This window comes from Rahnella sp. Larv3_ips, from assembly GCF_003697865.1.
Lineage (GTDB): Bacteria > Pseudomonadota > Gammaproteobacteria > Enterobacterales > Enterobacteriaceae > Rahnella > Rahnella rivi.
The window spans coordinates 1,085,028-1,112,020 of sequence record NZ_MJIB01000004.1; the positions used below are offsets into that span (position 1 = coordinate 1,085,028).

Here is a 26,993-nt window from a genome sequence, read left to right on the forward strand (position 1 = left end):
CACCGCGTTCAAGCAAAACCACCAGCACAGAACCGAACTGGGAAACGTTCTAAATTCTGACCGCACCCGCGTATAAAACAAAAACACCGGCAGCGATGGCTCCGGTGTTTTTTTATTGATTCATGTTACCTGCGATATTTTACTCTTCGCTGTCCCGTGGCACGACGAAGGTTCCGTCTTTGGTATCGCCTTCATTGAAGAACCAGATCCCCGCCGGATAATCTTCCAGCGCAACCAGATACATAACGCCTTCGTAAAACTCTTCTACAGCAAGCACTTTCCCTTCACGACGCGGCCCGCCATCGGTTTTTACTGTGACAAGATCATTAACTTTCATCAGGTTACCCCATAGTGTTCAATTGTATTCATTGTAGTACAGACTGGCAGAGAAAGGCACGGGACAAGGTGAATGCAGGGCAAAAACCCTGAGATAACGCGGGGGGAGTAATTTTCAATTTCTTAACATTTCAGCGCCAGAATCCTGACAGATATTTCTTTTATACTGCCTGCGTGCTCACCCCCGAGGGAGTACGTAATGAATGTCATAAGAAATATTTTTGCCCGCCACTATGCGGGCTTTTTTTTGTCTTTTTGCCAGAGCTCGCCGGTAAACAACAGGCGCTCGCAAAATGACAAAGGGGTATTTCACAAACGACAGACGTAAAAAAACCCGCGCATGCGGGTTTTTGTCATCTGTACGTTTATCGCTGTAACAGCGGTAAAGTAAGATTAGATAGCGGTAACGTTAGCCGCAGACGGACCTTTAGCACCGTTCTCGATAGTGAACTGTACGTTCTGGCCTTCAGCCAGGGTCTTGAAACCTTGATCCTGGATAGCGGAGAAGTGTACGAACACATCTTTGCTGCCGTCAGCAGGAGTGATGAAGCCAAAGCCTTTAGACTCGTTAAACCACTTAACCTGACCTTTCATCATTGACATAAGAATTACCTTTTAAAAATAAATTTCGCCACCATGGGCATGTTATAGCCGGATTTCAGTCGTTACTTATGGAGGCACTAAGAAGGAAATTCGTCAGAGCAGGGTTATCATGGATAACGCTTTAAATTGGAACAACTTTACTCAGGATGTCGTGCATAAATAGGTCTGTACCACAGGCCGAGACGTATTTACTCATGACTGCCATTTAATAGCAACTCTTTTTAACGCAATGTCAGGGGAAACCCCAAAAATAGTCTTTTTATGAACCAGTCAGTACAATCATTGAACAATTATAGGTCTATTTATCAACAGCTTGTGATCTCTGCGCTTCCAGAACCGCACCGCAATGTGCACAAAATTTTGCATCAGATTCATGTCCAGAATGCAGACAATTCTGACAAGAACGTGCCGCCCGCCCCTTTTCCAGCTCTTGTGACATATAAGCAGTCAGAATTCCGGTCGGCACCGCAATGATTGAATAGCCTAAAAGAATCAGCACCGATGCCAGCATTCTGCCGAGCGCGGTATGCGGGGTGATATCGCCGTACCCGACGGTTGTCAGCGTCACCACGGCCCAATACACCGATGCGCCAAGCGACGTAAATCCATCCTTGCCCTCTTCCACCGCAAACATCAGTCCGCCGAAAAGACACAGTATGATGGCCACGAAGCCAAAGAAGATGCTCAGCTTGCGGCGCGCGCGCATCAGGCTGCGCCACAACATCCCGGCATCATTCATATAGCGCAGGAGTTTCAGCACGCGCAGAACGCGCAATACGCGCAGCAAACGCACCACCACCACCAGATCGGCAGATCCGGCCAGCGACGGCATCATCCAGACGATATACATCGGCAACACGGTACACAGATCGATAATGCCGAAGAAACTGACCGGATAATGCATTTTGCGCGGCGAGCACAGTATGCGCAGCACGTACTCCACGCTGAACAGCGCCGTGAATCCGAGTTCGATTAAACCGAAGCGCCAGAGAACATTCGGCGTATTGGGAAACAGATCGGTCGCGCTGGATTCGAAAAACAGCACCACCACGCTCAGTAAGGACGCGGTGATCCAAAAGATTTCCATCCGGTGACCGCTGCGGGTGCGGTGCTCAAACAAAAGCGCAAAACATCTGCGTCGCGTTGCCGCGAAAAAGCGATAATCCTGAGTCATAACAAGCGCCAGCCATCAAACATACGCGAAGAATATCGCCTTATCGCCTGTACGCCTACCGTCTGGCTCACCCTTGCGACCAAAAAAAACGCCGCTCACTGAGGTGACCGGCGTTTATTAGCAGACAGTTTTCGTGTATTGCCAGGAAGCAGCGTACCGCTATTCCATCAGTTCAGAAACGGCATTACGGACGTAAGCGGTGATTTGCGCGACGTCTTCAGCGTTCGCACTGCCGCCGCCAATAGAGCGCACCGTGTTTTCCAGATGGCCAATATCCTGTTCAACTTTCTTCGCAATCTGCACTTTTACAATCGTATCTACGGAAGAGATAAAGGCACGCATCACGGCTTTAAGCGCAAAGATCTCGCCGAAAGAATCGTATGCCGGTTTCTCAGCCGCCGCTGAACTTGGCTCTGCAGCCCGTGGAGGCAGGCTTTTCAGTCTGTCCACATGTTCAATCATCAGGTCCATATCTCTGATGAGTTCATCAAAACTCTTAGCCACTGTTTTTCCTTCGCCCGGCGAAAGGCAGCAGGATACCACTGCCGTCACAAGCCGAGAAGCCACCGTAAGAAGGAAAGCGTAAATTTCGTCACAATGCGCCTGCCGGTGTGAATTTCTTCACTCTCCGGCAGACGCATCAGGTCGCTATTTAACCGAAATCAGCGGGTTACGCGTTTTTCAGTGAAGCCATATCGACAACAAAGCGGTATTTCACGTCGCTTTTCAGCATACGATCGTAAGCGCCGTTGATGTCCTGCATGTCGATCATCTCGACGTCACAGGTAATGTCGTGTTCAGCACAGAAATCCAGCATTTCCTGAGTTTCTGCAATCCCGCCGATCAGGGAACCTGCAACGGTTTTACGCCCCATCACCAGTTTGCCGCTGTGCAGCGCCGGGTCGATAGGTTCGATCAGGCCGACCAGGATGTGAGTACCATCGCGTTTCAGGGTATCCAGGTACGGGTTCAGATCGTGCTGGTTTGGCACAGTATCGAGAATGAAGTCGAAGTGGCTTTTCACCGCCGCCATTTGCTCTTCATCCGTCGACAGCACCACGTGATCGGCGCCTAAACGGTAAGCTTCCTGCTCTTTGCCTTTAGAACGGGTGAACAGCGTGACGTCTGCGCCCAATGCTTTGGCAAATTTCAGGCCCATGTGGCCCAAACCGCCCAGGCCAACAACCGCGACTTTATGGCCTTTACCGACTTTCCAGTGTTTCAGCGGAGAGAAGGTGGTGATACCGGCGCACAGCAGCGGCGCAGCGGATTTGATGTCCAGTTTTTCAGAAACGCGCAGCACGAATTTCTCTGCCACCACGATTTGTTCGGAATAACCGCCGTAGGTCATCATGTTGTCATGACGATCGTAGCTGTTATAGGTCATGGTCGCGCCTTCTTCACAGTACTGTTCCAGGCTCTCCGCGCAGGACTCACAGTGCTGACAAGAATCGACCATACAACCCACACCGACAGTATCACCGACTTTGAAGCCGCTGACTTTCGCGCCGACTTGTTTCACACGGCCAATAATTTCGTGTCCCGGAACCATCGGATAGATGCTCTGGTGCCATTCATTGCGCGCCTGGTGGATATCGGAGTGGCACACGCCGCAATACAGAATGTCGATCACAACGTCGGTATCACGCGGGTCACGGCGAACAAAATTATGAGGCGCAAGAGGCGCATCCGCTGAAAGGGCAGCGAAACCACGAACGTTAAGAGTCATTTATTTCTCCTGAAGGGCTAACGGAATACATGCGCACGGCAAAAGGCAGTGCACCAGGAAAGTATGACGCGTTAAGGAGACAAACAAATATAACGATCCTCGCCATTACTTGCCTGAATCTGTTTTTTTCAGGAGTTTTAAATCAGGGTAATCCGATAGCCAGACAGTGACGCCGCACAACGCAGCGTCACATTTGAGAAGGAATACAGAAAGGTTTAGATAAGACCGGCGTCTTTGAGTTCGCTTTTCAGGTAGGCGTAATAGATAGGTGCGGCGACCACGCCCGGTATACCAAATGCGGCTTCAAACACCACCATCGCCAGCAAAACTTCCCAGGATTTGGCCTTGATGCGGTTACCCACAATGCGCGCATTCAGGAAGTATTCCACCTTGTGAATGATGATCAGATACCCCAGCACCAGCGCCCCCACCCACAAGGACAGCGACAAACCCACGATGAAAATCAGGGTGTTTGAAATCAGATTCCCCACCACCGGCAGCAGGCCGCACACGAAAGTCAGCGCAACCAGCGTTTTTGCCAGCGGCAGGTGAATGCCAAACAGCGGCAAAATACCAAACAGGAAAATGCCCGAGAGCACCGTGTTGATCAGTGAAATCTGGAACTGCGCAAACACCACATTACGAAAAGCAGCACTGAGCAGGCTCACGCGATCCAGCAATTCCTGTTTCAGCGGAGCATGGTGCTCGCCATGGGTATGGCGCTGGAGAGAGATAATCGCCCCGAGGATCATACCAATCAGCATGGTGACAAAAACGTGCGCGGCGTTTTTACCGAACGTCTGGATCATGACAATGTGCTCACGCAGCCATTGCAGGAAAGTACGCTGTAACTCTTCGATATTGGCCGGAAGATAGTGCAACAGCACCGGCGACAAACGGCTTTGCGCGTCAGTCAGCAATCGCGACACCATGGCGTTAAACGCCACCGGGTTTTTCATGTCCTCCATCAGGAAGTCTGCGATAGCCGCGACAAACAGAATCAGGCAACTCACCACCACGGTGCTGATAAAAGCCACCACCACCCAGCGCGCACGTTCGCCGCTGAGGATTTTCTGAAAATGCGGCGTCAGCGCATTGACCAGTTCGTACACTACAAAACCGGCGATAAAGCACGCCAGTAAATGAAGAGGAAGAATCAACAACAACCCGCCCATCACAATCAACAAACTGAGCCAGCGAATGTGATTCGATCTCATAATTTGCATTGCCTGCATCCTTAAAATACGTGTCCCGGGCCTGGCCCTCAATGTTGCCTCTATCATAGCATCTAACCCTGTAACGCCATGATGTGTGTTCAGAAACAGTTAAGAAAATTTTGACACGACAGCGAGGTCTTCTATCATCCCCCTCAGAACAATCGTTAAAGTTATTCTGAAATATAGGTGAACAGGATGTCTGAATTAATTCGTGAGAAACTTTCCCTGCCTGAAGGGCATGACCGTCTTTTATTGCACTCCTGCTGTGCGCCCTGTTCGGGAGAAGTGATGGAGGCTATTCAGGCGTCCGGCATTGACTACACGATATTCTTCTACAATCCGAATATTCATCCGCAGAAAGAATATTTGCTGCGCAAAGAAGAAAATATACGTTTTGCCGAACAACACGGCATCCCGTTAATTGATGCCGATTACGACACCGATAATTGGTTTGAACGCGCCAGAGGAATGGAAAATGAACCTGAGCGTGGGATCCGCTGCACCATGTGTTTCGATATGCGTTTTGAACGTACGGCACTCTATGCCTGGGAACATGGTTTCAGTGCTATTTCCAGTTCACTGGGCATTTCGCGCTGGAAAGATATGCAGCAAATTAATGGCTGCGGCGATCGCGCTGCCGCGCCTTATCCCGGAATGGTCTACTGGGACTACAACTGGCGCAAGAAAGGCGGTGCAGCGCGCATGGTGGAGATCAGCAAACGTGAACGCTTTTATCAGCAGGAATATTGCGGTTGCGTCTATTCGCTGCGCGACAGTAATTTGCACCGTAAATCCCAGGGCCGTGATCTGATCAAACTTGGGGTGAAATATTACGGGGATGAGGACGACGAATAATCTGCCACACCGCGTATTGATACGCCTTTATCATTAATCCCGGCCCTGTGTCGGGTTAATTATGCTGATAATTCCCGCTGATAACCTTCTGATCCCCTGCGTATAAAGCCTCTGCCCGTTCACTATTTTGTTCGATAACAAAGTTTCAAACAGCCAGACTCATTTCCTATGATGGCCGCCGGTTTGCATCTTGCGTTCCGTTAAATCGCTTGTTACTTTCCGCCTCTCAGTTTTATTTATGCGTAATCGCTATAAGAAATAACCCACGGTTATTTCGCGTGTATTGCGCAGGCAGACTGGCACGTAAAACAAAAAACACAACATCGTATTTATCATTACAGGGGAAGTTATATGTGGGTGCTAATAGGTATTCCGATCGTCGTGCTGGGTTTTGCACTGCGGTTTAATCCGTTACTGGTCGTGACCATCGCCGGGATCTCTACCGGACTGGCCGGCGGCATGCAAACCGTGGAAATCATCAGCGCTTTCGGAAAGGCGTTTACCGATAACCGCTATATGGGCCTTATCTGGCTGACCTTGCCGGTGATTGCCCTGCTTGAGCGTAACGGGCTGAAAGAGCAGGCGAAACACCTGATTTCTAAAATTCATGTGGCGACCACCGGCCGCATCCTGATGCTCTATTTCTTCCTGCGCCAGATGACGGCAGCGCTGGGGCTGAACTCGCTGGGCGGGCACGCGCAGATGGTTCGTCCGCTGATCGCACCGATGGCCGAAGCCGCCGCCACCACCAAATACGGTGATTTACCTAACGACGTGCGTCAGAAAATCCGTGCCCATTCTGCTGCGGCAGATAACGTGGCGGTCTTTTTCGGCGAGGACATTTTTATCGCCGTGCAATCAATTCTGCTGATCAAAGGTTTTCTGGATCAGTACGGAATCGACGTCGAGCCCCTGCACCTGTCTGTCTGGGCGATCCCGACCGCGATTGCCGCACTGATTATTCACTTTATCCGTTTGTGGCTGCTTGACCGCTCGCTGGCTAAACGTTTTGACGGCCACCACGGGAGCACCGCGAAATGATCAACCTACAGTCAGTTTATATTCTCGCGGGCCTGATGTTCTGCGCCTTCGCGCTCTTCAATCTGCGCGACAAAAGTAATTCACGTCGCTATGTGAATGCGCTGTTCTGGGGCGTTTACGGTGTCACATTTCTGTTTGGCGGCGAGTTGCCGCATTTTGTCACCGGCTGTCTGGCAATTCTGCTGGCGGTGATTGCCGGCAGCGGCAAACTGGGTAAAGGCAAAACGGATAACGACCAGCCCGAACGCGTGGAACAGCGCGAAGCCGGTGCCCGACGTTTTGGCAGCAAACTGTTTATTCCTGCCCTGCTGATCCCGATTGTGACGCTGATCGGCACCCTGACGCTGAAATACACCCCGCTGGTGGAAGCCAAAAACGTCACGCTGATTTCTCTGGTGATCGGCACGCTGGTGGCTTTTGTCGCCGCGCTGGTGATGTTGCGTGATTCGCCACTCAAAGCCATAAAAGCCGGCGGGCAGACGATGGACACCGTGGGCTGGGCGGCTATTTTGCCGCAGATGCTGGCGGCGCTGGGCGCGTTGTTTGCGATGGCAGGCGTCGGCGGCGTGGTGGCGGACCTGGTGAAAAATATTATCCCTCTGGGTTCACCGCTGGCGATTGTGGTGGCCTACACCTTCGGGATGGCACTGTTTACCATGATCATGGGCAACGGTTTTGCCGCGTTCCCGGTGATGACGGCGGGCATCGGCCTGCCGCTTATCGTCAATCAGCTTGGCGGCAACCCGGCAATCATGGGCGCCATCGGTATGCTGTGTGGTTTCTGCGGAACACTGATGACGCCGATGGCGGCAAACTTCAACATCGTTCCCGCCGCCTTGCTTGAATTACAGGATAAAAATGGCGTGATCAAGGCACAGTGGAAAACCGGCGTGCTGCTGTTGCTGGTCAACACCGCCTTTATGTATTTCTTTGTGTTCCGCTTCTGATAAGGAAAGACGATGACCACAACGCAGATGACGCCAGCGATGGCGTCCCGTTTTGCCTCACTTGCGCTCAATCATTTAACGCGTGAGTTTCCCAATAAACTGATGCACGCGATGAGCAGCGCGCAGGACGCCCGCACCCCGCGCCAGCTTCACCCGATTTTTTATGGCAGCTACGACTGGCACTCCTGCGTTCACGGCTACTGGCTGTTGCTGCGCTTGCTGAACACTTACCCTGAGCTGCCGGAAGCGGAAAAAATCATAACCGTGGTCGGGCAGCATTTCACCGCGGAAAACGTCGCGGGCGAAATGGCCTATCTGCAACAGCCACAACATGCCGGTTTTGAACGTCCTTATGGCTGGGCATGGTTTCTGGCGCTGACGCAGCAGTTGCAGGAAATGGCGTTGCCGCAGGCCGCTGAATGGGCAAAAAATCTGGCGCCGATGGCCCGCTTTTTCGAAGAGAGTTTTACGGCGTTTCTGCCGAAAGCGACCTATCCGCTGCGCGTCGGCAGCCATTTCAATACGGCCTTCGCGCTGGCTCTGACGCTGAACTATGCCCGAAGCGTTAAGCATGGCCCGCTGTGCGCGTTAATTGAAGAAACGGCGCGGCGCTGGCATCAGGATGATGTGCATTGTCAGGCATGGGAACCGGGGGGTGATGAATTTTTGTCGCCATCGCTGATGGAAGCGGAGCTGATGCGCCGCGTACTGCCGGGGGAGGAATTTATTCTCTGGTTCGACCGTTTTCTGCCGGAACTGGCGCAACGTCAACCCGCCACGCTGTTCACGCCCGCCACGGTCACTGACCGCAGTGACGGCAAGATCGGGCATCTGGACGGTCTGAACCTCAGCCGCGCCTGGTGCCAGCGATCTCTGGCGTCGGCGTTACCGGCAGGCGACGCGCGCACAGCCCTTTTACGCCACACGGCGGAAGAGCATTTGCACAGCGCACTGGATAATCTCGACAGCGATTACATGGGCGAACACTGGCTGGCAACCTTTGCCCTGCTGGCGCTGGAAGCCTGACCGGCCCTTAATTCCCGCCGGTTAGCGGATAATTCCGCGCGTCGAGCGGGTAAAGAAATCATTGAACTGGCACAGTATCGGATGCTCCGCGCTGAGCCGTTCAATCTCAAGCTTCACCACGTCTGCCGCCACCTGCTGATGATATAAAAGATCGTACAGATGGCGGATCACCTTCCGCTCAACGGCATTCGCGCGGGTAAACGCCAGCGCGCGTTCGTTGATGCCGCGCGGGACAGCGCGGTTACCACTCGCCACAACAAACGGCGGAACGTCCTGCACCACGCAGGTGTTGTCCAGCAGCAGCGAGCCGGTGCCGACGATGCAAAACTGATGCACCGCACACAATGCGCCGAGTTGCGAATAATCCCCCAGCGTGACGTGACCGGCCAGCCCGCTGTGATCGCCCATTGACGTGTGATTGCCCACCTGACAGTCGTGCCCGATGTGCACACCCGCCTGAAAAATATTTTGATCGCCAATACGCGTGACACCGCCGCCCTGCTCTGTGCCCCGGTGCAGCGTCGAGTGACGGCCAATCTCGTTGCCGTCGCCGATATCGAGGCTCGCCGCTTCGCCGTTGTATTTCAAATCCTGGCTGACTTCGCCGATGGACGATCCCATCCCGATTCGGTTCTCACGACCGATAGACGTATCGCCGTTAATGACGACATGTGAGGCAATGACTGACCCTTCGCCTATCCGCACACCCGTGGAGATAAAACAGAAAGGGCCGACAACAACGTGCGGGCCGATAACAACACCCGGTTCGATGATACTGCTGGCCGCAATTGTGGCCGAAGATGAAATCAACGCATAAATCCTTCTGACAATCGCTCCGCATGCAGAGGCCGGACGCAAAATCGTCAGTGTTAAATTAAACCTGGGAGGATTAATCAGCGGGAAGATCAAAATGAGTCGGAAGTCGCACTCAGAAAGGTATAAACAGGCTGATGGCTTTTTGCGCAACTCCCCTGCTATGCCGCCCAGCATAAGGGTTCCGGGGGCTAAACCCTGCCAACTATATTTTATTTATTTTCTGAACCTTTCTGAAAAATGTGAGCTGTGAACCCTTTGTGACACTTCTATTAAGGCTTTCTTAAGCTAGCAATATTATGATTCACGACAATTCATTTATGTGCGTTATGGTTTCAGTCCGTTAACGCCTGCATCCTTCAGTTTTTTGGGAGTTTTCATTGCGCCATTTATTTCCGAAGATCAGCTACTTCTGGCTGACTTTGCTGCTCAGCTTATATTTTACGTTTATCGTTAACCTGCCAATCTTGTTACACTTTTACCGCATTCTTCATGCGCTGCCTGCCTACAGTCTGGCGTTCGCACTGACCATCCCCGTGGCACTTTTCTTTGCGCTGAACTTTGTGTTCACGCCGTTCAGCTTCCGCCCGTTACTTAAACCTTTCTTCATCATCATACTGCCGGTGAGCGCCCTCGCCAGTTTTGCCATGATGACCTATCAGGTGGTGTTTGACCGGGGGATGATCGAAAACATTCTGGAGACGCAGTCTGCCGAAGCGTCTTCGTATCTAAATCTGCAAGTGGTGCTGTGGTTTGTCTTTACCGGCGTATTACCGGCGATTGTGCTGTTCTTCACGCCCGTCAGCTATGATCAGACGCGTTTACGTCGTCTGGGCGTGCGTCTGGTGTCGATGTTGGTGTCACTGGCGATCGTTGCCTCCATCGCCGGGGTGTTCTATAAAGATTACGCCTCCGTTGGCCGTAACAACCGCACCCTGAATTTGGAAATCGTGCCGACCAATTACCTCTACAGCGCCTTCCAGTACATGAATCACCGTTACTTCACGCCAAAAATGCCGTTTCAAACCCTCGGAAACGACGCCAGACTGGTGCAGACACCCGGCGAGAAACCCAACCTGGTGTTTCTGGTGATCGGCGAAACCGCCCGTGCGCAGAATCAGTCTTTCAACGGGTATGCGAAACCGACCAACGAATACACTCAGGCCATGCCCGATGTGATCTTCTTTGCGCACATGACCTCCTGCGGTACGGCCACGGCGATTTCGGTGCCCTGCATGTTCTCGGACATGAAACGTACCCGCTATGACGCCAACCGGGCGCGCAACAGCGAAGGGTTGCTGGATATTCTGCATAAAGCGGGCGTCTCCGTGTTCTGGAAAGACAATGACGAAGGCTGTAAAGGCGTTTGTGACCGCGTGCCTAACGTCACCCTCAATACTCAAAAAGACGGTAAATATTGCGATGGCGACACCTGTTACGACATGGCGTTACTGCAAAATATCGATGAGGACATCAAACCGGATGGCAGGAATACGCTGATCGGCCTGCATCTGATCGGCAGCCACGGCCCGACCTACTCCAGACGCTATCCGCCGGAATTCCGTAAATTTATGCCAGACTGCCCGCGCAGTGACATTGAAAACTGCACGCAGGAGCAGTTGGTCAATACCTACGACAATACCCTGCACTACACCGACTATGTGGTGTCACAGGTCATTGAAAAGGCGAAGCAATATCAGGATAAGTACAATGTGGCGGTGATTTATCTGTCCGACCACGGCGAATCCCTGGGGGAAAATGGTTTGTACCTGCACGGCACGCCGTACAGCGTCGCGCCCGCCGAGCAGACGCATGTGCCTATGCTGTTCTGGTTATCTGACGGCTATTCCAGAGCGCAGGGTATTGATGTGTCATGCCTGCAAGCTCATGCCGCGAAGGACGATGTGTCGCAGGATAATCTGTTCCACACCGTGCTCAGTGCCATGAACGTTCAGACCAGCGCACGGGATCCGCAGCTTGATCTCCTCGCGGCCTGCAAAAAAACCTAATCTGAACACCTGCTGCCCGGCGTCTCAGGGCAGCAGGCCACACGCGTCCAGAATACTTTGCGACAGGGCATGCACCGTCTGGTCAAAGTTTTGTGATTCTTTATCCATCACCATATACAACGCCGTTTGCCGCACCGTGCGGGCCGACAGCGTCAGCCTGCTCAGCACACCGCTTTCCAGCGCCGGACCAACACTTCCCAGCGGCAGCCAGCCGTAACCCACGCCCACTGATATCGCCTCCATCGCCGCTTCCACCGTGGTGAACGTCCAGTTCGCCGCCTGACCGGCTGCGCGGCTGTCGCTTCGCGGCGAGCGACGGTCAGCCACCGTAATTAACGGAAAGCGCGCCAGATCTTCAGCGGAAAGCGGCACCGGCAGTTGTAACAGCGGATGATCGCTTTTCGCCACCGGCACGAAATCCACATCGAGAAGGAACCGGCCGTGTATCGCATTTTCCGGCGCCAGCGTGGTGAGGTACAAATCCGCTGATCGTTCATTTAATTGGGCGGGACTTTCACCCCGCAGGATTTCCGTCAGATGCACCTGGGTATCGGGAAACTGTTGCTGAAAGCGTTTCAACGCACGGAACAAAAGGTTTTTAGGAAACACGCTGTCCACCACCAGACTCAGCTCCGTGCGCACCCCGCCGCGCAAGCCTGCCGCGCGATGCTCCAGTTGCAGGAAAGAGGAGATCAGCGGCGCCGCCTGCGCCAGCAAGGCTCGCCCTTGTTCGGTCAGCGCGGCTTTGCGCCCGGTAATTTCCAGCAGCGGCAGCCCGAGCCGCTCCTGCAACCCGCTCAACGCATAACTGACCGATGACTGACTGCGGTTCAGCACCGTGGCCGCCTGCGCAAAACTTCCCTGCTCAATCACCGTTTGCAACACAACCCATTGTTCAAGTGTGGTTCTCGGCAGCGCCATATTTTTCTCCTGTGCAGTGAAATCCGTCACTGCATAATATATCTAATAAACCGATTGTTTTTATCGAAAATCAGCGTTTTTTTATCAGATTTACCAGGGGTATGATTCTTTCATCGAAACGAAACACACGTTTCATCCAGAAAACCTAAGGAGATTCACCATGAGTAACTTTGATAAAAATGACCTGAGCGGCTTCGTTGGTAAACATGTGGTTTACACCTACGATAACGGCTGGAACTATGAAATCTATGTGAAAAACGCACAAACACTGGATTACCGTATTCACAGTGGCCTGGTGGGTAACCGTTGGGTGAAAGACCAGAAAGCTTACATCGTGCGTGTGGCGTCAGAGGTTTACAAAATTTCGTGGACCGAGCCTACCGGTACAGACGTCAGCCTGATTGTGAATCTTGGCGATAACGTGTTCCATGGCACCATCTTCTTCCCGCGCTGGGTCATGAACAATCCGGAAAAAACCGTCTGCTTCCAGAACGATCATATTCCGCTGATGAATGCTTACCGCGATGCCGGTCCGGCCTATCCGACCGAAGTGATTGATGAATTCGCGACCATCACTTTTGTCCGTGACTGCGGCGCGAACAACGACACCGTGATCGACTGCGCAGCCAGCGAGTTACCGGCTAACTTCCCGGACAATCTGCGTTAATCGACGAAGCAGAATGTCGTAACGCAAAACCATAAAAAACCGCAGCCCTGACGCAGGCTGCGGTTTTTTTATGATGCTTGCGGCCTCAGTTCGCCAGGGTCTTCAGCAGAGCGGCATTAAATTTTTCCGGTTCTTCCATCTGAGGCGCATGCCCCAATCCTTTGAATTCGATAAGCCTGGCATGGGGGATGAGCTTCGCGGCCTGTTTACCGAGCACTTTATAGTTGCCAATTTTGGCTTTCACTGCCGCCGGGGCGATGTCGCTGCCAATGGCCGTGGTATCAGACGTGCCGATCATCAGCGTGGTAGGAACACGTAAATTCTTAAATTCGTAGAACACCGGCTGCGTGAAAATCATGTCGTAAATCAGGGCCGAATTCCATGCCACCAGCTTATGCCCCGGCCCGTTGTTCAGACCGGCAAGCATATCCACCCAGCGGTCATATTCCGGTTTCCATTTGTTTACGTAATACGTTTTCAGCTCGTATTGTTTGATGCTCTCTGCCGACGTTTTCAGCTCGCGGTCATACCATTGATCCACGGTGCGGTATGGCACCCCTTTCGCTTTCCAGTCCTCAAGCCCGATGGGATTGACCAGCACCAGTTTCGACACTTCCGGCGCGAACATCAGGCTGTAACGCGTGGCTAACATTCCGCCGGTAGAGTGCCCGACGATCACCGCTTTGCTGATCTTCAGGCTTTTGAGTAACTCATGCGTGTTGATCGCCAGTTGCTGAAAACTGTACTGATAATGTCCGGGTTTGGTGGAGGAGCAGAACCCCACCTGATCAGGCGCAATCACGCGATAGCCTTTGGCCGCCAGCGCTGAAATCGTCCCGCCCCAGGTGGCGGCGCAGAAATTTTTTCCATGCATCAGCACCACGGTCTGTCCGTTTTTGTGGCCTGCCGGCGACACATCCAGATAGCCCATCTGCAGCGGCGCGCCCTGCGAATTCAGTGAGAACTGTTTGAGCGGAAACGGGTAATCGAACCCCTGTAATTGTGGCCCGTAGCTTGGAGCATCGGCGGCCAGCGCAGCACCGCTGACGGAAAGAGAGATAACAGCAGCGCAGAGAAGTATGGAAAAGCGGGAAGGCATGTATTCGTCCTGATGTCGTTTTCTGACAGGCGGCGTAAACGCTTATGCTACAAATTTTAGGCTCTCAATAAAACTGAAACCGCACGAACTGACTTTTCAGCGTGAGCATCGGGCACATGGGAGATTGATTTCCCTCATTATTACCCGAGGTTTGCAGCAGATTTCGCTGATTATGCGTTATATTAAGAACAGTAAGCCTTCACAAATTCCTAAGGTGGACACTCCTTTGGCCTTATCCGTACATTGGCTATACCGGCCGCGATTCCGACTCTGTCTGTCGGTGCTGGCATTTCTGCTGGTCGCCGCGCTGGGCACGCTGGCGATTTCATGGCAGACCTCACAGGGATTGCGCAAAGATCACGCCGCCAGTCTGGCGCAATCGGTCTACATGGTGGATATGACCCTCGACAATGCCGCCGTCGCCGCCGATACCGTCAACTATCTGATCGGCGCCCCTTGTACCGAGGAGACGATTCAGGCTCTGCGCTGGCAGGTGGCGAAAGTGCCCAATGTGCGCACCGTCAATCTCTATACCGGCGACACCATTTATTGCACCTCCCTGTTTGGTGAGAAGATCGATTTCGTTTCCCAAGGCCACTACGCTGGCGGACAACTGATGCTGATGAGCGGCAATGCCGTAACGCCAAATCATCCGCTGATCGCCTATCGCCACGACGTGAACGGCCAGGGCGTTCTGGTCGGCGTTGACGGCTATTTCCTGCACAACATTCTTCGTTTACTCAGCCAGCAAAAATTTCTCGTTCTGAAGGTTGGCGACCAGTGGATGGATAATCAGGGCAAAATTCATCGTGACCTGGGCTGGCCGAAAGGCGAAAGAATGGCGCTGGCGTCTCAGCGTTACCCTTATGAGATGCGTCTGGTGATCAGCGGCAGCGATCACTGGCGTTACATCTTTGATTATGCCACCGCCAGTCTGGTGCTCTTTCCGCTGGTCGGCTTATTTGTGGCGTTCATGACCTACGGGCTGCTTGGCCGTTTTGGCACGCCGGTCACTGCACTGAAAACGGCGCTGGAGAAAAAACAGTTTATTCCCTGGCTGCAACCGGTGGTGGATGGCACGGATCATAAAATCACCGGCTGCGAAGTGCTTATGCGCTGGCAGCATCCGCATTCCGGGCTGATCCCGCCCTACCAGTTCATTCCGCTTGCCGAAGAAAGCGGATTAATTGTGCCGATGACCCGTTCAATGATGGCGCAGGTGCGCGATCAGTTTGGTCCGATTGCCGCGCAGTTGCCGAAAGGCTTCCATTTCGGGTTTAACATCTGCGCCAGTCACTTTAAAGATCTGACGCTGGTGGAAGACTGCAAAGCGTTCATCGACGCCTTTAAAGAAAACCCGGTGCATCTGGTGCTGGAACTTACCGAGCGCGAACTGATCGAACAAACGGACATCACCCACAGTTTGTTCAGCTCGCTGCGCCGGATGGGCGTCCTGATTGCCATGGATGACTTTGGCACCGGTCACTCCAGCCTGGCGTATCTGCAAAATTTCCACATCGATATCCTAAAAATCGACCAGAGTTTCATTGGCCGAATCGGCACCGACGCACTGGCCGGGCACATCGTCGATAACGTCATCGATCTGGCAAAACGTCTGCGCCTGATTATCGTGGCCGAAGGTGTCGAAACACAGGCACAGGTCGATTACCTGACGCCGTATCAGCTCGAATTCCTGCAAGGCTATTTTTTCAGCAAGCCGCTTGCGCCAAATACTTTCATCGAAAAATGGCTTAAAGAATAACGTGAGCTATGTCTTATAAGAGGATCCCGCATTTTGCTTAAAATGAGCGGATGTGTAACATCCTCTCAGAATCTGTGCAGTCCGACGCTAACTTGTTGAAGTTACTTGTTTTGGAGTGACTTCGGCTTAGCTGGCACTGATAAATCAAGTGATCACTTTGCGAGCAAAATGATGATTAAGTGGCCGTGGAAAGCAAATGAGCTGAAAATTGAGAGATCGGACGCGTGGAACGACGCCCTGAACATTCCGCTGTTGTCCTCTCTCAATGACGAAGAGCAACAACGTCTGATACGCATCGCCAGCCAGTTGCTGCAACAAAAACGGCTGGTGCCCTTGCAGGGCATTGTGCTCACCGAACAAATGCAGGCGCGCATCGCCCTGCTGTTTGCACTGCCGGTCATGGAGCTGGGCGCATCCTGGCTCGACGGGTTTCATGAAATTCTGCTCTATCCCTCTCCTTTTGTGGTCGATACCCCATGGCAGGACGAGAACGGCCTGATCCACGCCGGAACGCAAATCCACGCCGGACAAAGCTGGGATCAGGGGCCGATCGTCCTTAACTGGCAGGACATTGAAGACTCCTTCGACAATTCTGGCTTTAATCTGATCATCCACGAAGCCGCGCACAAACTGGATATGCGTAACGGCGGCGAAGTCAGCGGCATTCCGCCCATTCCACTGCGCGACGTGGTTGCCTGGGAGCATGATTTGCAGGCCGCCATGCAAAATCTGCAGGATGAAATCGACACCGTAGGCGAAGAGGCTGCCAGCATGGACGCCTACGCGGCGACCGACGCCGCCGAGTGTTTCGCCGTACTTTCTGAATATTTCTTTAGTGCGCCAGAATTGCTGTCTGACCGGTTTCCGCTGGTTTACGGCCATTTCACCCGTTTTTATCAGCAAGACCCGCTGGCACGGCAACGTCGCGGACAACGCTGTGATTGTTAATCTGACGGCTGAACACTTATTTTGATGGCGCTGATGATGATTTTCAGCCGTATTGATTAGATGCTGAGCAGTCAGCGGTTATTATTGAATTTTGCGTTGACACCCCGGCGCCCTCTGGATATTATCCGCCCCGTTCAAACGATTCCTCTGTAGTTCAGTCGGTAGAACGGCGGACTGTTAATCCGTATGTCACTGGTTCGAGTCCAGTCAGAGGAGCCATATTAGAAAAGCCCGCTTAAGGAAACTTAAGCGGGCTTTTTGCTTTGGTATTTCTGTGGTTGAACATCCCGAGATCAGCCAATATCGGTGGGTAAAACGTCTCCGCCCCCACAGCGACTCATCCCTTGTGCCAACCACTTGTTCTCCTGCACAACACACCTTTCCTAATCAAAGGGATTTATATCGCGCTGCGGGTTCATCTTGTTTGATGTCTGAAATCAGCGCCTGACGCGCACCGTCGAGGGTGTCCCAGTGTGCGGCATTTTGCAGTGGCGGTATGGTCACCTTTTCGCGACGGTCGAAACCGACCAGCGCGGCATCCACTAAATCATCCACCTGCATCATCTTAGGTGACGTTGTCACGTCAATGCCTGCGCGTTCCCAAATTTCCGTATAAGTTCCGGCTGGCAGCACCGCCTGGACATACACGCCACGGGATGACAGTTCCAGATCCAATCCTTGCGATAAGAACAGCACGTAGGCTTTAGTGGCGCCATACACCGACATCATAAATTCCGGAGCCAGCCCGACGACGGAACTGATATTGACGATTGCACCCTCTCCCGCCTGCACAAAACGCGGCGTCGCGGCATTGGCCAGCCGCGTCAGGGCAGTGATGTTCAGCGCAATCAGCCGTTCAATGGACTCTGACGTCTGCTCCGCAAAACCGCCGGACTGCGCAATGCCCGCGTTATTGATCAGAATGCCAATTTGCGCGTCGTCGCGCAGACGGGTTTCGATAGCCGCCAGTGCATCCGGTTGGGTCAGATCCGCGGGCAGAATATCGACAGCCACACCGTGTTCCTGCCGCAGACGTCCCGCCAGGGTGTCGAGTTTTGCCTTGTCGCGGGCGACCAGAACAAGGTTGTGCCCCCGGCGGGCGAAACGCTCTGCGTAAACAGCGCCTATGCCCGTCGAAGCGCCAGTAATGAGGACTGATGATTTGGTCATAAGTTGATCTTCTTTATTGGTGAGTAAACAAAATCCGCCAGTGCGCGGTCAAAGTACGGACTTAATGATGGTGATCGTAATCTAAAAAGTCAATCGGTTTGATTACGGTTATCATCAATGTATACTTGAGGCATGAATTTTCGGGAGATGGGCAAAAATGAAAGTGTCAAAAGAGCAGGTTCGTGAAAACCGGAAACACATTGTTGAAACGGCTTCGGTGTTGTTTCGCGAACGGGGCTATGACGGTGTAGGCGTCGCGGAACTGATGTCAGCGGCAGGTTTCACTCACGGCGGGTTCTATAAACACTTTGCCTCCAAGGCGGATTTGATGTCGGAGGCGATGAGCTGCGGTTTTGCGCGATCGGCAGAAAGTACCCAGGGGGTCAGCCGTGAGCAATTTGTGGAGAATTACCTCTCCCGGGAGCACCGTGATTCCATGGGCAAGGGTTGCGTCATGTCGGCGCTGGGGGCAGATACCGCCCGTCAGCCCGCGTCAATCAAAGCTGCATTTGCGCAAGGCATTGAAACGCAGCTGGCCCTGTTAGCCAGTGAGCGTGGCCCGCAAAGCGCAACGCGCGCTGACCTTATCGACAGCATGGCCCATCTTGTTGGCGCTCTGGTGCTCTCCCGCGCCTGCCCCGATGATTCAGCACTGGCTGATGAGATCCTCGAGGTATGCCGCGCGCGCCTTCTCAATAAGGCCGTCAGCGAGGAGTAAGCTTTCCGCCCCTGCTTTGTGCACGTGGCTGCGCCGAAATGACGGCTGAAAAGCCCGCGAGGAGAAATCTGAGCGGGCTTTCTTATGTCCGGGAGGCGTGAAGAACCGTCATGAGAAGCTGAACATCTGTCCCCTGATCATGAAAATCGTTCATGTTCAGTGAAATTAAATCACTTTTCCTTAGTCAGCGAGTCAGGCATAAATTATACACGGTTATTAACTATAGAAAATTTTGAGGCTGCTGAAGGTAAATCTGAAAATAAATTGAGAAGCCCTGAAAAGCAAACAATCAAAACAGGTTTCATATCAGATGTCGGGATATCAGATAACAATGAATAAAAATATTACCTTTGCTATTAAGAGCATTCGTTTCGACGAAGATTATAACCCCTCGAAAAATACGCGTATTACCACCAACTTTGCTAATCTGGCAAGGGGTGAGAAACGCCAGGATAACCTGCGTAACACCTTAGTGATGATCGATAACCGCTTCAACTCTCTGGCCCACTGGGATAACCCGAAGAGCGATCGCTATTCTGTTGAACTGGATATCATTACTGTTCAGTTAACTATTTCCGGCGAAGACAGCTCAGACTCCTTCCCGGTGATTGAAATACTGAAAACAAATATCGTGGATAAACACACCAGTCAGCGTATTGAAGGTATTTTAGGGAATAATTTCTCCTCCTACGTGAGAGATTATGATTTTAGCGTTTTATTGCCAGCGCACAATAAAACCCAATCTGCATTCAGTCTTCCTGAGAAATTTGGAGAACTGCATGGGGATATATTTAAATGCTTCATCAACTCAGACACCTATAAAGATAACTTCAATAAGAAACCGGTGATATGCCTGAGTGTCTCCAGCAAAAACACCTATTATCGCACCGGCGTGAAACATCCTGTATTGGGTATCGAATATCAGCAGGATGAACTTTCTCTGACGGATGAATATTTCGCAAAAATGGGATTGCGGGCACGATATTTCATGCCTGAAAACAGCGTGGCACCTTTAGCCTTCTATTTTACCGGCGACTTACTCAGTGATTACACAAATCTTGAGCTGATCAGCACCATCAGCACGATGGAGACTTTCCAAAAGATTTACCGCCCTGAGATTTACAATGCTAATTCTGCGGCCGGAATACAGTATCAGCCAAGCCTGAATTATCAGGATTATTCTTTAACCCGCATTGTTTACGATCGGGAAGAACGTAGCCAGCTGGCTGTTGAGCAAGGGAAGTTTACTGAAGAGAACTTCATTAAACCCTATCAATCCGTTCTTGAACAATGGTCTGCGCAAACCGTTCTTTGATTATAAAAAAATATAAGGTCACCTGTTATGAAAAAATTATTACCGACATCGACTGCTGGCAGTTTACCTAAGCCTTCCTGGCTGGCACAACCTGAGGTGCTTTGGTCCCCGTGGAAATTGCAGGATCAGGAATTAATTGACGGCAAACAGGATGCCCTGCGTTTGTGTCTGGAAGATCAGCAACAGGCGGGTATTGATATTGTCAGCGACGGCGAACAAACCCGTCAGCATTTTGTCACGACGTTTATTGAGAACCTCAGCGGCGTTGATTTTGAAAAACGCGAAACGGTTAAAATTCGTAATCGCTATGAAGCAAGCGTGCCGACGGTTGTTGGGCCGGTAAGCCGCCAGCGGTCGGTTTTTGTCGAAGATGCTAAGTTTTTACGTCAGCAAACCACACGACCAATTAAATGGGCTCTGCCAGGGCCGATGACCATGATCGATACGCTGTATGATAACCACTATAAAAGTCGCGAAAAACTTGCCTGGGAATTCGCTAAAATTCTCAATGAAGAAGCCAAAGAATTAGAAGCTGTGGGCGTCGATATTATTCAGTTTGATGAGCCCGCGTTTAATGTCTTCTTTGATGAAGTGAATGACTGGGGCATTGCCACTTTAGAAAGAGCTATCGAAGGGCTTAAATGTGAAACGGCTGTCCACATTTGCTACGGTTATGGCATTAAAGCCAACACAGACTGGAAAAAAACGCTGGGCACCGAATGGCGACAATATGAAGAGATTTTTCCAAAGCTGCAAAAATCTAATATCGATATTATTTCACTGGAATGTCAGAACTCTCATGTACCCATTGAGCTGCTGGAACTTATTCGCGGTAAAAAGGTAATGGTGGGAGCCATTGATGTGGCAACCAATAATATCGAAACACCGGAAGAAGTCGCCGCTACCCTTCGCAAAGCGTTGCAATTTGTAGACGCCGACAAGCTCTATCCTTGCACTAACTGCGGCATGATCCCCCTGCCTCGCAGCGTGGCAAGAGGCAAGCTGGATGCCTTAAGTGCAGGCGCTGAAATCGTCCGCAAAGAGCTTCTGGCGAAATAATTTCGCTACCCGTCTGATTTTTTAAGAGAGCCTGTAGGGTGGTGCGATCCCCATTCAGGCTCACTTCACCACCGCAACACTATTCCTGGAAAAATCCAATACTGCTTCTGTCGGCGCTGGCGGAAACGGCGGATCCCCTCTCTGACAGCGTAATCTCCCTGTTAAAAAGCCCGCTCAGTCATCCCTGAGCGGGCTTTGAGGGTAATAACGACCCTTTACGATCCTGCCTTTACGTTTACAGTTCGAACCGGTCCAGGTTCATCACTTTTGTCCAGGCAGCGACAAAATCTTTCACAAACTTCTCTTTAGCATCAGCGCTGGCATAAACCTCGGCATTTGCACGTAATACGGCATTCGAACCAAACACCAGATCGGCACGGGAGGCAGTGAATTTACCCTCTCCGCTGACGCGATCGCGGCCTTCGAAACGCTCACCCGTTCCGTCGGTGGCTTTCCATTCAGTGCGCATGTCGAGCAAATTGACGAAGAAATCCGTGTTTAGTTCGCCGGTTTTTTGCGAGAAAACACCCAGCTGACTGCCGTCATAGTTTGCCCCCAGCGCGCGTAATCCGCCGACGAGCACCGTTAATTCAGGCACGGTCAGCGTCAGTTGCTGGGCCTTGTCAATCAACAGATTTTCGGTCGAGGCATTGGCCGAACTGCCACGGTAGTTACGGAAACCATCGGCTTTAGGTTTCAGCAATTCGAAGGACTCAATGTCCGTCTGTTCCTGACGGGCATCCACACGACCGGCAGTGAATGGCACCTCGATATCAACGCCAGCCGCTTTCGCTGCCTGCTCAACACCGACCACACCCGCCAGTACGATCACATCCGCCAGTGAGGCCGCGCGGGAGGATTGCTGGATGGATTCCAGAGTGGGCAGTACGCGCGCCGCCGTGGCATTCACCTCCCACCCTCTTTGTGGCTGAAGCGCCAGGCGGGCACCGTTCGCGCCCCCGCGTTTGTCGCCGCCACGGAAAGTCGAAGCCGAAGCCCAGGCGACCGACGTAAGTTCACTGACGGTAAGACCGGAAGCCGCAATTTTTTCCTTCAGTTGCGCAATCTCAGCAACGGTCGGGTGATACACAGGGACCGGCAACGGATCCTGCCAAATGAGATCTTCTTTTGGCACTTCCGGCCCGATATAGCGCGCTTTTGGCCCCATATCGCGGTGAGTCAGTTTGTACCACGCCCTGGCAAAAGCTTCGTTAAAGGCTTGCGGGTCGCCGTGGAAACGACGTGAAATTTTTTCAAACTCAGGATCAAAGCGCAGCGTCAGATCGGTGACCAGCATGGTCGGTTTGCGTTTTTTTGACGTGTCGAACGGATCAGGAATGATGTCCGGTGCATCGGCGGCTTCAAACTGAATGGCCCCCGCCGGGCTGCGGGTCTGCACCCACTCATATTTGAAGAGGTTTTCGAAGAAGTAATTGCTCCACTGCGTCGGGGTTTGCGACCAGATCACTTCCAGACCGGAGGTGATGGCATCTGCGCCCGCGCCGGTTCCGTGGCTGCTTGCCCAGCCGAGGCCCTGAGATTCAATTGGTGCGGTTTCGGGATCAACACCCACGTGGGTAGCAGATGCAGCGCCATGCGTTTTACCGAGCGTATGACCACCGGCGATGAGCGCGACGATTTCCTCGTCGTTCATCCCCATATTGCCGAAGGTGGCACGGATGGCAGGAGCGGCAGAAGCCGGATCACCGCTGTGATTCGGACCTTCCGGGTTCACGTAAATCAGCCCCATTTCCGTTGCGCCCAGCGGAGATTTTGCCAGTTCTTCAGGATGGCGGTGTTCAAGCCAGGTGGTTTCGTCACCCCAGTTCACGTCCAGATCCGGTTCCCAGACGTCTTCGCGACCGGCACCAAAACCAAAGGTGCGGAAACCGGAATTTTCCAGCGCGACGTTACCCGCCAGAATGTAGAGATCTGCCCAGGAAATTTTCTGACCGTATTTTTGCTTCACCGGCCACAACAGACGGCGCGCCTTATCGAGGCTGACGTTATCCGGCCAGGAGTTGAGAGGAGAAAAGCGTTGCTGACCGCGTCCTGATCCGCCGCGTCCATCGACGGAGCGATACGTTCCGGCGCTGTGCCACGCCATACGGATGAACAGGCCAATGTAGCTGCCCCAGTCGGCGGGCCACCAGGCCTGTGATTCGGTGAGCAGCCCTTTGATATCGGACTTGAGTGCAGAGTAATCTAACTTAGCGAATTCTTTACGATAATCAAACGTCTCGCCCAGCGGGTTGGAACGAGTCGAGTGCTGATTTAGCAGATCAACCCTGAGCTGATTGGGCCACCAGTCACGGTTGGATGTGCCACCGCCGGACGATTTATTGGTATTACCTTCATGAAAGGGGCATTTACTGGCGGATGCTTCTCTTTCTGCTTCAACAATGGGCTTTGCGTCTTTTGCTTCTTCATCAATGGAATTGCTCATGCTCACACTCCTGTTTTTGTAGTCTCATTGCTACTCTATACGCGGATTGAAACCAGTCACATCTGAATCACCCTATGTATTTGATAGATCTTGCCTTCAGAATTTTGTGCAATGCCTGCGGGTTTTTTCATCAAAATAATGCCATCACTGATTATAGAATAACCCCTTAATGACAGCGGCTTATCTGCCCGCGTCGCAAAAAGAAAAAAGCCCGTCAGGGTTTCCCCCGACGGGCTTTCGTTTCGTCATGTTGCTTAGCGACTACTCACGCCATCCCATTTCGGGAGCAACATGTTTAAGGATCGACTCAATCACATGCACGTTATACTCAACACCCAACTGATTCGGCACGGTCAGTAACAAGGTGTCGGCTTCGGCGATGGCTTCATCCTGTTTCAGCTGTTTGATCAACAGTTCCGGGCTGGCTGCATAGCTGCGACCGAAAATCGCACGGGTTTTCTCATCGAGGAAACCCACTTTATCGCCATCGTTACTGCTGCCGCCAAAGTACACGCGATCGCGGTCATCCATCAGGGCAAAAATGCTGCGGCTGACCGAGACACGCGGTGCCCGCTCATGCCCGGCTTCCTTCCAGGCCGCACGATAGGCGCGGATTTGCTGCGCCTGCTGAATATGGAACGGCTCGCCGGTTTCATCATCTTTCAGCGTTGAGCTTTGCAAATTCATGCCCAGCTTCGCGGCCCAGACGGCTGTCGCATTCGAGCCAGCGCCCCACCAGATGCGCTCGCGCAGCCCTTCAGAATAAGGCTCAGTGCGCAGCAAACCTGGCGGATTTGGAAACATCGGTTGCGGATTGGGTTTCGCAAAACCTTCACCGCGCAGCGCATCCAGCAGCTTTTCAGTATGACGGCGCGCCATATCGGCTTCTGTTTCGCCCTCTTCCGGCTGATAACCAAAATAGCGCCAGCCGTCGATCACCTGCTCCGGCGAACCCCGGCTGATACCGAGCTGCAAACGCCCCCCGGAAATCAAATCCGCGGCGCTGGCGCTTTCGGCCATATACAGCGGATTCTCGTAACGCATATCGATAACACCGGTACCAATCTCGATCTTGCGGGTTTTGGCGCCAATGGCCGCCAGCAACGGGAATGGCGAGGCCAACTGACGGGCAAAGTGATGCACGCGGAAATAAGCGCCATCGGCTCCCAGTTCTTCAGCCGCCACCGCCAGATCGATAGATTGTAATAATGCATCTGCTGCCGAACGGGTGCCCGACTGCGGAGATGGCGTCCAGTGACCAAATGATAAAAATCCAATCTTTTTCATCGCGTATTCATCCTCATAGTGCGAAAAACGCTGCGCCGGACCCGACTGGCGGATAACAGCACACTGATGGGATTACTTTACGCGACTCAGGATGAGAATAAATGTCATTTATTTAACATAAGGGTTCAGTTTATTTGATGAACTGCGGGAAAGATTTACTGTTTTTTGACCCATCTGCACAAATTGTCTCCCATCAGAACGTCGCAGCAAAAAAACCTTTGATCCCGCCCCCGTCACTCGTTATTATGCGCCCCGTTCACACGATTCCTCTGTAGTTCAGTCGGTAGAACGGCGGACTGTTAATCCGTATGTCACTGGTTCGAGTCCAGTCAGAGGAGCCAATTTAAGGGAAGCAGACGTTCACTGACGTCTGCTTTTTGCATTTCTATCAGTTGGTTATTCCCTTCTACAAGTTCACCCTCGTTCACTAAAAACCACTCGAAGCCATACCCATTTGCTGGTAAAAATGTTGGTAATGGTAGTTCGATTGCGTTTTTACCAACAAGCGGGGGATGCCGTTATGCCACTTACTGATACTAAAGTAAAAAACGCCAAACCCCTCGTTAAGGAATACAAGCTGACCGATGGCTTCGGTATGTTCCTTCGCATTACCCCCAAGGGTTCCAAATACTGGCAGATGGCTTACCGCTTCGAAGGGAAGCAAAAAATCTTCTCCATCGGTGTCTACCCTGCTGTTTCACTTGCTGATGCAAGACAACGCCGTGATGAGGCCAGAAGACTTCTTGCTCAGGGTATTGACCCTAATGCAAAGAAACAGGCCGAAGTTAAAGAACTAAAGGCCAAGCGTGATAACACCCGAACATTCAAAGCAGTGACCAAAGCGTGGTTCTCCACGAAAACAAAATGGTCTGATGATTATGGTGATTCCGTATGGAAGCGCCTTGAAACTTATGTCTTCCCGGTAATCGGTGACAAAGATGTTGCCGAACTGGATACGGGTGACCTGCTGGTTCCGGTGAAAAAGGTTGAGGCTCTTGGTTATCTTGAAGTCGCCATGCGTATTCAACAATACATCACTGCGATCCTCCGCCATGCTGTCCAGCAAAAACTGATACGCCATAACCCCGCCTATGATATGGAAGGTGCAGTTCAGAAATCACAGACTGAACACCGCCCGGCACTGGAGCTGGAAGAAATTCCTCAACTACTGAAAAAAATTGCCGAATACAGAGGTCGCAGGTTAACCATACTGGCTATTCAGCTCAATCTGATGATTTTCATTCGTTCCAGTGAACTTCGTTTCGCCCGTTGGTCTGAAATTGATTTCAAAAGTAAGTTGTGGGTGATCCCCGAACAGCGGGAAGCGATTGAAAATGTCAAACATTCCACTCGTGGGGCCAAAATGAAGCGTAAGCATTTCGTTCCCTTGTGTAAGCAAGCCATGAGGATACTGAAAGAGATTCGGCAACTGACTTATAAAGAAGGTCATGATGACGGATTAATCTTTACTGGCTGTTATGACTCGTTTAAGCCAATGAGCGAAAACACCATCAACAAAGCCCTTCGCAATATGGGCTATGACACGAAGCAGGACATCTGTGGACACGGTTTTCGCACGCTGGCCTGTAGTGCCTTAATTGAGTCAGGTTTGTGGTCAGAAGACGCAGTGGAGCTTCAAATGAGCCATAAGGAAAGCAATAGCGTCCGTGCTGCTTATACCCACAAGGCAAAACACCTCGAACAGCGCCGCCTGATGCTCCAGTGGTGGGCTGATTTCCTTGATACAAACAGCAATAGTATGGTCAGGCCGTTCGAGTTTGCTCACAGGTGATCTTTTGGGGTTAGCAAATCACAGCTAATCGTTTGATAACTCATCACGAAACAGCATGT

General features: G+C 52.1%; 24 protein-coding genes and 2 tRNA genes. 14 read left to right on the forward strand and 12 right to left on the reverse strand.

The annotated features are described in order from the left end of the window. Positions 1-139 precede the first annotated feature (139 nt). The 6 genes from dsrB to ED901_RS07230 form a co-directional block, all read right to left on the reverse strand. The gene (dsrB, locus tag ED901_RS07205) at positions 140-337 is read right to left on the reverse strand and encodes a protein DsrB (RefSeq protein WP_056780486.1); all 198 of its coding nucleotides are present in this window, start codon (positions 335-337) and stop codon (positions 140-142) included. A 392-nt stretch (positions 338-729) separates the two neighbouring features. After that, positions 730-939 (reverse strand): transcription antiterminator/RNA stability regulator CspE, encoded by a 210-nt coding sequence (cspE, locus tag ED901_RS07210; protein WP_013575246.1) that lies wholly within the window; start codon positions 937-939, stop codon positions 730-732. Positions 940-1,237: 298 nt separating this feature from the next. Beyond that, on the reverse strand, positions 1,238-2,026 hold the full coding sequence (locus tag ED901_RS07215; RefSeq protein WP_238485170.1) for an ion transporter: 789 nt from the start codon (positions 2,024-2,026) through the stop codon (positions 1,238-1,240). 246 nt (positions 2,027-2,272) lie between these two features. After that, positions 2,273-2,617, reverse strand: coding sequence for a hypothetical protein (locus tag ED901_RS07220; RefSeq protein WP_056780492.1), 345 nt, complete (start codon positions 2,615-2,617; stop codon positions 2,273-2,275). Positions 2,618-2,783: 166 nt separating this feature from the next. After that, positions 2,784-3,842 (reverse strand): NAD(P)-dependent alcohol dehydrogenase, encoded by a 1,059-nt coding sequence (locus ED901_RS07225; protein WP_056780496.1) that lies wholly within the window; start codon positions 3,840-3,842, stop codon positions 2,784-2,786. Between the two features lie 215 nt (positions 3,843-4,057). Continuing rightward, positions 4,058-5,068: an AI-2E family transporter gene (locus ED901_RS07230; RefSeq protein WP_122095454.1), complete on the reverse strand. Its 1,011-nt coding sequence runs from the start codon at positions 5,066-5,068 to the stop codon at positions 4,058-4,060. A 186-nt stretch (positions 5,069-5,254) separates the two neighbouring features. On the opposite strand from ED901_RS07230, the gene ED901_RS07235 reads away from it, so the two are divergent. The 4 genes from ED901_RS07235 (at position 5,255) to ED901_RS07250 (ending at position 8,928) form a co-directional block, all read left to right on the forward strand. Next, the gene (locus tag ED901_RS07235; protein WP_056780504.1) at positions 5,255-5,914 is read left to right on the forward strand and encodes an epoxyqueuosine reductase QueH; all 660 of its coding nucleotides are present in this window, start codon (positions 5,255-5,257) and stop codon (positions 5,912-5,914) included. 351 nt (positions 5,915-6,265) lie between these two features. Then, positions 6,266-6,955, forward strand: coding sequence for a DUF969 domain-containing protein (locus ED901_RS07240; protein WP_056780508.1), 690 nt, complete (start codon positions 6,266-6,268; stop codon positions 6,953-6,955). Beyond that, positions 6,955-7,902: a DUF979 domain-containing protein gene (locus tag ED901_RS07245; protein ID WP_371414299.1), complete on the forward strand. Its 948-nt coding sequence runs from the start codon at positions 6,955-6,957 to the stop codon at positions 7,900-7,902. Before ED901_RS07240 ends, ED901_RS07245 begins: the two co-directional genes overlap by 1 nt. A 12-nt stretch (positions 7,903-7,914) precedes the next feature. Continuing rightward, positions 7,915-8,928, forward strand: coding sequence for a DUF2891 domain-containing protein (locus tag ED901_RS07250; protein ID WP_122095456.1), 1,014 nt, complete (start codon positions 7,915-7,917; stop codon positions 8,926-8,928). Between the two features lie 21 nt (positions 8,929-8,949). Here ED901_RS07250 and lpxA read toward each other — a convergent pair whose 3' ends face one another. After that, positions 8,950-9,738 (reverse strand): acyl-ACP--UDP-N-acetylglucosamine O-acyltransferase, encoded by a 789-nt coding sequence (gene lpxA / locus ED901_RS07255; RefSeq protein WP_056780517.1) that lies wholly within the window; start codon positions 9,736-9,738, stop codon positions 8,950-8,952. Positions 9,739-10,121: 383 nt separating this feature from the next. On the opposite strand from lpxA, the gene ED901_RS07260 reads away from it, so the two are divergent. Further along, a complete protein-coding gene (locus ED901_RS07260) occupies positions 10,122-11,750 on the forward strand; it encodes a phosphoethanolamine transferase (RefSeq protein WP_122095457.1) in 1,629 nt (542 codons plus the stop codon). Positions 11,751-11,774: 24 nt separating this feature from the next. Here the strand turns inward: ED901_RS07260 and ED901_RS07265 are convergent, their stop codons facing one another. After that, positions 11,775-12,671 (reverse strand): LysR family transcriptional regulator, encoded by an 897-nt coding sequence (locus tag ED901_RS07265; protein WP_122095458.1) that lies wholly within the window; start codon positions 12,669-12,671, stop codon positions 11,775-11,777. 160 nt (positions 12,672-12,831) lie between these two features. Here ED901_RS07265 and ED901_RS07270 point away from each other — a divergent pair, with 160 nt between their 5' ends. Beyond that, positions 12,832-13,338: a phenolic acid decarboxylase gene (locus ED901_RS07270; RefSeq protein ID WP_122095459.1), complete on the forward strand. Its 507-nt coding sequence runs from the start codon at positions 12,832-12,834 to the stop codon at positions 13,336-13,338. 85 nt (positions 13,339-13,423) lie between these two features. On the opposite strand, the gene ED901_RS07275 is transcribed toward ED901_RS07270, so the two are convergent. Beyond that, the gene (locus tag ED901_RS07275; protein WP_056780532.1) at positions 13,424-14,437 is read right to left on the reverse strand and encodes an alpha/beta fold hydrolase; all 1,014 of its coding nucleotides are present in this window, start codon (positions 14,435-14,437) and stop codon (positions 13,424-13,426) included. A gap of 226 nt (positions 14,438-14,663) precedes the next feature. Here ED901_RS07275 and ED901_RS07280 point away from each other — a divergent pair, with 226 nt between their 5' ends. The 3 genes from ED901_RS07280 (at position 14,664) to ED901_RS07290 (ending at position 17,366) form a co-directional block, all read left to right on the forward strand. Beyond that, on the forward strand, positions 14,664-16,199 hold the full coding sequence (locus ED901_RS07280) for an EAL domain-containing protein (protein WP_240993883.1): 1,536 nt from the start codon (positions 14,664-14,666) through the stop codon (positions 16,197-16,199). A 171-nt stretch (positions 16,200-16,370) separates the two neighbouring features. Further along, the gene (mtfA, locus tag ED901_RS07285; RefSeq protein WP_056780536.1) at positions 16,371-17,147 is read left to right on the forward strand and encodes a DgsA anti-repressor MtfA; all 777 of its coding nucleotides are present in this window, start codon (positions 16,371-16,373) and stop codon (positions 17,145-17,147) included. Between the two features lie 143 nt (positions 17,148-17,290). Beyond that, positions 17,291-17,366, forward strand: a tRNA-Asn gene (locus ED901_RS07290). A gap of 168 nt (positions 17,367-17,534) precedes the next feature. On the opposite strand, the gene ED901_RS07295 is transcribed toward ED901_RS07290, so the two are convergent. Next, positions 17,535-18,317, reverse strand: a complete 783-nt coding sequence (locus ED901_RS07295; RefSeq protein WP_122095460.1) for an SDR family oxidoreductase — start codon at positions 18,315-18,317, stop codon at positions 17,535-17,537. 157 nt (positions 18,318-18,474) lie between these two features. Here ED901_RS07295 and ED901_RS07300 point away from each other — a divergent pair, with 157 nt between their 5' ends. The 3 genes from ED901_RS07300 (at position 18,475) to ED901_RS07310 (ending at position 21,409) form a co-directional block, all read left to right on the forward strand. Next, positions 18,475-19,035 (forward strand): TetR/AcrR family transcriptional regulator, encoded by a 561-nt coding sequence (locus tag ED901_RS07300; RefSeq protein ID WP_122095461.1) that lies wholly within the window; start codon positions 18,475-18,477, stop codon positions 19,033-19,035. Between the two features lie 331 nt (positions 19,036-19,366). Beyond that, entirely contained in the window at positions 19,367-20,350 is a 984-nt protein-coding gene (locus ED901_RS07305) for a DUF1852 domain-containing protein (protein ID WP_122095462.1), read from the forward strand. A 27-nt stretch (positions 20,351-20,377) separates the two neighbouring features. Beyond that, complete coding sequence (locus tag ED901_RS07310) at positions 20,378-21,409, forward strand: methionine synthase (protein ID WP_122095463.1); 1,032 nt, start codon at positions 20,378-20,380, stop codon at positions 21,407-21,409. A 235-nt stretch (positions 21,410-21,644) separates the two neighbouring features. On the opposite strand, the gene katG is transcribed toward ED901_RS07310, so the two are convergent. Both katG and ED901_RS07320 read right to left on the reverse strand, forming a co-directional pair. Further along, complete coding sequence (gene katG, locus ED901_RS07315; protein ID WP_122095464.1) at positions 21,645-23,855, reverse strand: catalase/peroxidase HPI; 2,211 nt, start codon at positions 23,853-23,855, stop codon at positions 21,645-21,647. Between the two features lie 261 nt (positions 23,856-24,116). Next, a complete protein-coding gene (locus tag ED901_RS07320) occupies positions 24,117-25,142 on the reverse strand; it encodes an LLM class flavin-dependent oxidoreductase (RefSeq protein ID WP_122095465.1) in 1,026 nt (341 codons plus the stop codon). Positions 25,143-25,407: 265 nt separating this feature from the next. On the opposite strand from ED901_RS07320, the gene ED901_RS07325 reads away from it, so the two are divergent. Both ED901_RS07325 and ED901_RS07330 read left to right on the forward strand, forming a co-directional pair. Next, positions 25,408-25,483 (forward strand) — tRNA-Asn (locus ED901_RS07325). A 179-nt stretch (positions 25,484-25,662) separates the two neighbouring features. Continuing rightward, positions 25,663-26,934, forward strand: coding sequence for an integrase arm-type DNA-binding domain-containing protein (locus tag ED901_RS07330; protein ID WP_122095637.1), 1,272 nt, complete (start codon positions 25,663-25,665; stop codon positions 26,932-26,934). The last annotated feature ends 59 nt before the right edge of the window (positions 26,935-26,993 follow it).

Excerpts from the sequence above, each read along its gene's own strand:
- mtfA (WP_056780536.1), top strand. The coding sequence starts at position 16,371 with ATGATTAAGTGGCCGTGGAAAGCAAATGAGCTGAAAATTGAGAGATCG.
- ED901_RS07215 (WP_238485170.1), bottom strand. The coding sequence starts at position 2,026 with ATGGAAATCTTTTGGATCACCGCGTCCTTACTGAGCGTGGTGGTGCTG.
- cspE (WP_013575246.1), bottom strand. The coding sequence starts at position 939 with ATGTCAATGATGAAAGGTCAGGTTAAGTGGTTTAACGAGTCTAAAGGC.
- ED901_RS07330 (WP_122095637.1), top strand. The coding sequence starts at position 25,663 with ATGCCACTTACTGATACTAAAGTAAAAAACGCCAAACCCCTCGTTAAG.
- ED901_RS07235 (WP_056780504.1), top strand. The coding sequence starts at position 5,255 with ATGTCTGAATTAATTCGTGAGAAACTTTCCCTGCCTGAAGGGCATGAC.
- ED901_RS07305 (WP_122095462.1), top strand. The coding sequence starts at position 19,367 with ATGAATAAAAATATTACCTTTGCTATTAAGAGCATTCGTTTCGACGAA.
- ED901_RS07270 (WP_122095459.1), top strand. The coding sequence starts at position 12,832 with ATGAGTAACTTTGATAAAAATGACCTGAGCGGCTTCGTTGGTAAACAT.
- ED901_RS07310 (WP_122095463.1), top strand. The coding sequence starts at position 20,378 with ATGAAAAAATTATTACCGACATCGACTGCTGGCAGTTTACCTAAGCCT.
- ED901_RS07240 (WP_056780508.1), top strand. The coding sequence starts at position 6,266 with ATGTGGGTGCTAATAGGTATTCCGATCGTCGTGCTGGGTTTTGCACTG.
- dsrB (WP_056780486.1), bottom strand. The coding sequence starts at position 337 with ATGAAAGTTAATGATCTTGTCACAGTAAAAACCGATGGCGGGCCGCGT.
- katG (WP_122095464.1), bottom strand. The coding sequence starts at position 23,855 with ATGAGCAATTCCATTGATGAAGAAGCAAAAGACGCAAAGCCCATTGTT.
- ED901_RS07300 (WP_122095461.1), top strand. The coding sequence starts at position 18,475 with ATGAAAGTGTCAAAAGAGCAGGTTCGTGAAAACCGGAAACACATTGTT.
- ED901_RS07250 (WP_122095456.1), top strand. The coding sequence starts at position 7,915 with ATGACCACAACGCAGATGACGCCAGCGATGGCGTCCCGTTTTGCCTCA.
- ED901_RS07275 (WP_056780532.1), bottom strand. The coding sequence starts at position 14,437 with ATGCCTTCCCGCTTTTCCATACTTCTCTGCGCTGCTGTTATCTCTCTT.
- ED901_RS07230 (WP_122095454.1), bottom strand. The coding sequence starts at position 5,068 with ATGCAAATTATGAGATCGAATCACATTCGCTGGCTCAGTTTGTTGATT.
- ED901_RS07225 (WP_056780496.1), bottom strand. The coding sequence starts at position 3,842 with ATGACTCTTAACGTTCGTGGTTTCGCTGCCCTTTCAGCGGATGCGCCT.
- ED901_RS07320 (WP_122095465.1), bottom strand. The coding sequence starts at position 25,142 with ATGAAAAAGATTGGATTTTTATCATTTGGTCACTGGACGCCATCTCCG.
- ED901_RS07295 (WP_122095460.1), bottom strand. The coding sequence starts at position 18,317 with ATGACCAAATCATCAGTCCTCATTACTGGCGCTTCGACGGGCATAGGC.
- ED901_RS07265 (WP_122095458.1), bottom strand. The coding sequence starts at position 12,671 with ATGGCGCTGCCGAGAACCACACTTGAACAATGGGTTGTGTTGCAAACG.